Origin of the sequence: Myxococcus sp. CA005, from assembly GCF_006518205.1 — a bacterium.
GTDB lineage: Bacteria > Myxococcota > Myxococcia > Myxococcales > Myxococcaceae > Myxococcus > Myxococcus xanthus.
Genome location: NZ_SRLV01000169.1, coordinates 1 through 5,933, shown reverse-complemented (window position 1 = coordinate 5,933; position 5,933 = coordinate 1). Strand labels below are relative to the sequence as shown.

The window sequence follows — 5,933 nt, the reverse complement described above, 5'->3', positions numbered from 1 at the left end:
GGTGGGGGAACGGGCACCGCCGTCTGGCTGTTGCTCGGGGTGATTGTTCAGCTTCGGCGTGCGCGTCGTCGCGGGGATGTCGCCGGGCGTTGACTCGGCGGGTCGCGATGCCTACGGTCGGCCGCCCTCGATTTTGACGTGACGACCCGTGGGTGCCTGGCACCCACTGCTCAAGGAGACGACGAACATGGCTACCCGGATTGCCATCAATGGTTTTGGCCGCATCGGTCGCTGCATCCTCCGCGCGGTGCTCAGCCGCAAGGAAGACCTCGAGATTGTCGCCATCAACGACCTCGACAAGCCCGCGGCGCTGGCGCACCTGTTCAAGTACGACTCCGTGCACCGCACCTGGCCGGGTGAGGTGAAGGCGACGGAGAAGGGCATCGTGGTGGACGGCAAGGAGATCACCGTCACCGCGGAGAAGGACCCGACGGCGCTGCCCTGGAAGAGCCTGAACGTGGACGTGGTGCTGGAGTGCACCGGCCGCTTCACCGCGCGCGACGCGGCGGAGAAGCACCTGAAGGCGGGCGCGAAGAAGGTCATCATCTCCGCCCCGGCCAAGGGCCCGGACATCACCATCGCTTACGGCATCAACCACAACGAGTACGACCCGGCCAAGCACCACGTCATCTCGAACGCCTCGTGCACCACCAACTGCCTGGCGCCCATCGCCAAGGTGCTGGTGGACAACTTCGGCATCGAGAAGGGCCTGATGACCACGGTCCACAGCTACACCAACGACCAGCGCATCCTGGACCTCACCCACGAGGACATGCGCCGCGCCCGCGCCGCCGCGCTCTCCATGATTCCCACCAGCACCGGCGCCGCGAAGGCCATTGGTGAGGTGATTCCGCAGCTCAAGGGCAAGATGCACGGCCTGGCCGTCCGCGTGCCGACCCCGAACGTGTCCCTGGTGGACCTGACGGTGAACACCGAGAAGAAGGTCACCGCCGAGGCCGTCATCGAGGCCTTCCGCAAGGCCGCCGAAGGCCCGCTCAAGGGCGTGCTGGAGTTCAGCGACGCGCAGACGGTGTCGGTGGACTACAACGGCAACCCGCACTCGGCCATCTTCGACTCCACCAACTGCTTCGTGATGGGCGACAACCTGCTCAAGGTCATGGCCTGGTACGACAACGAGTGGGGCTTCTCCAACCGCATGGTGGACACGGCGAAGTTCCTCGTCTCCAAGGGCGTCTAGTCCCAAGGGCGTTCAGGGCACCGAGAGGGAAGGACCGAGATGATCCGTTACATCGATGATCTGCAGCTGACCGGGAAGCGCGTCTTCATCCGCGTGGACTTCAACGTCCCGATGGAAGGACGGCGCGTGACCGACGACACCCGCATCCGCGAGGCGATGCCCACCATCCGGCGCGCGCTCGAAATGGGCGGGAAGGTCATCCTGGCCTCCCACCTCGGCCGCCCCAAGGGACCGGACCCGAAGCTGTCGCTGGAGCCTGTCGCCGTGCGGCTCGCCGAGCTGCTCGGCGGCAAGCACGAAGTCATCCTCACCGACGACTGCGTCGGTGACGGCGTGAAGAAGCAGGTGAAGGAGCTCAAGGACGGCCAGGTGGTCGTCCTGGAGAACCTCCGCTTCCACAAGGAAGAGGAGGCCAACGACGAGACGTTCGCCCGCGAGCTGGCGGCGCTGGCGGACGTCTATGTCAACGACGCCTTCGGCACCGCCCACCGCGCCCACGCGTCCACCGCGGGCATGGTGCCCTTCGTGAAGGAGAAGGCGGCCGGCTTCCTGATGCGGAAGGAAATCGAGTACCTGGGCAAGGTGCTCAAGAACCCGGACAAGCCCTTCGTGGCCATCCTGGGTGGCTCGAAGGTGAGCGACAAAATCAAGGTCATCGAGAGCCTGCTGCCCAAGGTGGACGCGCTGCTCGTCGGTGGCGCCATGGCGTACACCTTCCTGAAGGCGCAGGGCGTCGAGGTGGGCAAGTCCCGCGTCGAGGGCGACAAGCTGTCGCTGGCCACGCGTCTGCTGGAGGCTGCGCACCGGTTCAAGACGCAGCTGGTCCTGCCGGTGGACCACATCGTGGGCACCGAGCCCACGGAGAACAGCCCCGCCACGGAGACGCCGGACAACGCGATTCCGCCGGACATGATGGGCCTGGACATCGGTCCCAAGACGCGCGCCATCTTCGCGCAGCACATCCGCGATGCGAGGACGGTGGTGTGGAACGGGCCCATGGGCCTGTTCGAGGTCCCCAAGTTCGCCGAGGGCACTCGCTCCGTCGCCGCGGCCATGGCCATCAACACGCAGGCCACCACCGTCATCGGCGGCGGGGACAGCGCGGCGGCCGTGGAGCAGATGGGCTTCGCGGACAAGATGAGCCATGTGTCCACTGGTGGAGGGGCGTCCTTGGAATTCCTGGAAGGACGCGACTTGCCGGGCATCAAGGCGCTGGAGACGCGGTAGGCTCCGCGTCCGACACACCACACACCCCTGGGGGACACCATGGCCACCGCGCGTCGTCGGAAGATCGTTGCTGGCAACTGGAAGATGAACAAGTCGGTACCGGAGGCGCTGGCCCTGGTGCGCGACCTGCGAGGGCAGGTGGCTTCCCTGGGGGACACCGTGGAGGTGGTGGTGGCGCCGCCGTTCGTGGCGCTGCAGCCGCTGCATGTCGCGCTGGAAGGCGCGCCGCTGGCGCTGGCGGCGCAGAATTGTCACTGGGAGTCCTCGGGCGCCTTCACGGGTGAGATTTCCGCGCCGATGCTGGCCGAGCTGGGGTGCGCCTACGTCATCGTGGGGCACTCCGAGCGCCGGCAGCTCTTCGGGGACACGGACGAGCAGGTGAACAAGCGGGCGAAGGCGGTCCGCGCGGCGGGGATGACGCCCATCATCTGCGTGGGCGAGACACTGGCCGAGCGCGAGGCGAACCAGACGCTGGCGGTGGTGGAGCGTCAGGTGCGCGGGGCGCTGGAGGGCTTCGGGGCCAAGGAGGTGGCGGGTTTCGTGCTGGCCTACGAGCCGGTGTGGGCCATTGGGACGGGGCGCAACGCCACGGCGGCGCAGGCGCAGGAGGTCCACGCGGCGATCCGGGGGCTGGTCGAGCGCCTGTATGACGGGGAGACGGCCGGGCGGGTGCGCATCCAGTACGGCGGCAGCGTGAAGCCGGACAACGCCGCGGAATTGCTGGGCCAGCCGGACGTTGACGGGGCGCTTGTCGGGGGCGCGAGCCTGAAGGCGGGCGACTTCGCGGCCATCGTCAAGGCGGCCACTTAGAGTTGATCCTGGGGGCGGGCGGAAGATGTTGTCACCCGATCACCACTTTGGTGTAGGGTGCGCCTCCTTTTCACGGAACGTCTGAAAGAGTCCACATGCTGACCTTCGTCACGATCGTGCACGTCCTGGTGTGCGTGTTCATGATCTTCGTCATTCTGCTCCAGCCGGGTAAGGACGCCGGTATGGGCTCCGCGCTGGGCGGTGGTGCCGCCACGAGCGCCTTCGGCGGCCGGGGTGCGGTGACGTTCCTCAGCAAGCTGACCGGCGTCTTCGCCGCGCTCTTCTTCTTCAGCTCGCTCGGCCTGTCCTTCGTGGGGCTGCGCTCCTCGGTGGCGGCGGGTGGCTCGGTGGCTTCGCCTCCGGCGCAGTCGGCCCCGGCGACCTCGGGTGACGCGGCTCCGGGCAGCATGGAGCAGCCGCGCGGCGAGCAGTCGACTCCGCCCGCCGAGGGTGGTGGCAACCCGGCGACGGGTGAGCCGGCTCCGGCGCAGTAGTCGTTCGCGGTACGTGGTTCGTAGGAAGAATCTGATTCACGCAGCGGTTGAGATTGTCGTTGCGTGAATCAGAAAGCTCCGGTAGATGGACGCCGCAGCAAACGCCCAGGTGGTGGAACTGGTAGACACACCATCTTGAGGGGGTGGCGCCGAAAGGTGTGCGGGTTCGAATCCCGCCCTGGGCACTCCGAATCAGGCCTCCGAGTCGAAAGACTCGGGGGCCTTTTTCGTTTCTGAGGCCAGGCTTCCTGGTGTGCCGCACCAGGTTGTTGAGACACCAGGTTGGTCGTCATCAGGCCGCTTGCTTCAGCCTCAGCTCCCGTCGGGCCTGACTCGGCGAAAGGAAGTCGTGGCGCTCAAGTAGCCAGTGCTCGTTGTACTGGTAGGCCCATTCCAGCAGGGCCAGCCGGAGTTCCTCCACGGTGGCGAAGGCGTGCGCCCAGGGTAGTTGCTCCTTGCGACCGAAGCGCGCCTTGATGCCCTGCCGAATGGGCTCGAGAGCCTCGAAGCGGCTTCCCACCTTGGCGGCGTGGATGCCTACGCACTCGGCAGTGCCATGGTTGACGGCGATGAAGACGGTTGCCTGTCCTTCCAACGTCGTCACCGTGCAGGTGGCATCGGCGCCCACATGACATCGGGCCTGTCGGTGGTAATCGAGCCGTCGTGGTTGTGCGGCCCCAGCAGCCGGCGGGTGCGGCCTGGTGCCAGCAGCCCCGCTTCGTGCATGAGCCGCAGGCCGCGCGCCTTCGAGGTGCGCACGCCCTGGGCACGCAGCCGAGCCCACACCTTGCGGTGCCCCTCGCCCAGGAAGGGCGCCGCCGCCAGCACGCCGCGGATGGCCTCCAGCAGTGCCTCGTCCGTCAGCGCCGTCTTGGGGCCGCGCCGAGCTGCAGGCGTGGCCACGGTGCGTAGGCGGGCACGGCGCCGGGACATCGTGGCACGGGGCACGCGCCAGGTGGCCGTCATGAGCGCCAGCCCCTACCGCTTGCCGCTGCAAGGCGAGAGGCAGGCGCTCATCCTCTCGACTTCCTTCAGGGAAAACCCGGCGCGTTGCCCTCCAGGAGACGGGCCTTCTCAGCGAGCAACTCGTTCTTCATCATCAACTCGCCCACCATGGCCTTCAGCTGCAGCACCGCATCGTCTGTCGGCTCCGGCTCTTGAGGTTGGCCTCAGCGCCGGCCATGAAATTCTCCCGCCATTCGCTCAGCACCACCGCGGTGACGCCCAGTTCCCGCGACAGCGCGTCGAGCTCCTCGCCCCTGCGCAACCGGGGCACGGCCTCCTTCTTCCGCCTCACTGTTCCTGTCGGACTTGAGGGGGGCAACTCCAGGGGACTATTCCACAGCACAGCGCGTCCGGATGAACTGGAAACGAATGAACCGGCTCGTCGTGCGGTGAAGCCCCCTGCTCGCATTCAGCCCCGTGGCCCAACGAGAGGCTCCACGTTAGAACCCATGCCAAGCGCTCAGAGCGGTAGTGCCGCGTCTGGGCGCTGGGCGGGGGAGCAGCAGTGTCCGTTTCTACCGCGACCGCCCCGTGCGCGGCCGGAGCAGGCCGCCCACCGCCAGCAGGGCCGCGACTGTGGCCACCAGAAGGTGCTCAGCCCCGCGCGGACCCCTTCGCCGCCGCGTCCACGCCAACTTGCACTGCAGGTGCGGAGAGGGCGCCTGGTCCGCGTGTCGTGTCGCAGCGAACGTCCTTCGTCCACCAGAATACGGAATAGGGTGGTCAACATAGCCGGTTGACAGAAAACGCGGTGGTGGTACAAGCCGCGCCCCTCGCAAAGAAGCCCGCGCACTGGCGCGGAAGGCACTTCGAGCGAGTCAGTACGACAATATGGAATACGGCAGTCAACGCAGCGAGTTGACAGGAGACGCGGTGGTGGTAGAAGCCGCGCCCCGACGAAGAAGCCCGGAAGAAAGGGCGGACGAGTCGAGGGGGTCAACGAAGCAGCGGTTGACAGGGAGGGCGGCCAAGCGGTAGAAGCCGCGCCCCTCTGGAGGAAATCAGCGGAAGCCACTGGGCGGCGCTGAAGACTCCGGAAGCCAGCAGGACGGCGAAAACAGCAGCTTGACAGAAGACGCCGAACTGAAATAGAAGCTGACACCCCGCCGGGCAGAAAAAAGACGGCGAGGCAGCAACGAAGAAGATGGTAGCAAGAAGTCGCTGGCAGGACAAGCGACTCGCTCTTTGAAAACCAAATA

Annotated in this window: 5 protein-coding genes, 1 tRNA gene and 1 pseudogene; 5 read left to right on the top strand and 2 right to left on the bottom strand. The window is 66.8% G+C overall.

Annotated elements, in window-relative coordinates; translation table 11 throughout:
* The first annotated feature begins 187 nt into the window (after positions 1–187).
* From gap to FMQ63_RS36660, 5 genes are all read left to right on the top strand, one after another.
* Positions 188–1,198 carry a type I glyceraldehyde-3-phosphate dehydrogenase gene (gene gap / locus FMQ63_RS36680; RefSeq protein ID WP_011552882.1) on the top strand — a complete coding sequence of 337 codons (1,011 nt, stop codon included), beginning with the start codon at positions 188–190 and terminating at the stop codon, positions 1,196–1,198.
* A 39-nt stretch (positions 1,199–1,237) separates the two neighbouring features.
* The gene (pgk, locus tag FMQ63_RS36675; RefSeq protein ID WP_011552883.1) at positions 1,238–2,425 is read left to right on the top strand and encodes a phosphoglycerate kinase; all 1,188 of its coding nucleotides are present in this window, start codon (positions 1,238–1,240) and stop codon (positions 2,423–2,425) included.
* A gap of 39 nt (positions 2,426–2,464) precedes the next feature.
* A complete protein-coding gene (gene tpiA, locus FMQ63_RS36670; protein WP_011552884.1) occupies positions 2,465–3,235 on the top strand; it encodes a triose-phosphate isomerase in 771 nt (256 codons plus the stop codon).
* Positions 3,236–3,330: 95 nt separating this feature from the next.
* Positions 3,331–3,729 (top strand): preprotein translocase subunit SecG, encoded by a 399-nt coding sequence (gene secG, locus FMQ63_RS36665; protein ID WP_011552885.1) that lies wholly within the window; start codon positions 3,331–3,333, stop codon positions 3,727–3,729.
* A gap of 103 nt (positions 3,730–3,832) precedes the next feature.
* Positions 3,833–3,914, top strand: a tRNA-Leu gene (locus FMQ63_RS36660).
* A gap of 107 nt (positions 3,915–4,021) precedes the next feature.
* Here FMQ63_RS36660 and FMQ63_RS36655 read toward each other — a convergent pair.
* Together FMQ63_RS36655 and FMQ63_RS38290 are read right to left on the bottom strand one after the other, a co-directional pair.
* Positions 4,022–5,077, bottom strand: a pseudogene (locus FMQ63_RS36655) (IS3 family transposase).
* Between the two features lie 658 nt (positions 5,078–5,735).
* Positions 5,736–5,933, bottom strand: a 198-nt coding sequence (locus tag FMQ63_RS38290) for a hypothetical protein (protein WP_228556570.1), incomplete at its 5' end; no start/stop codon positions are given.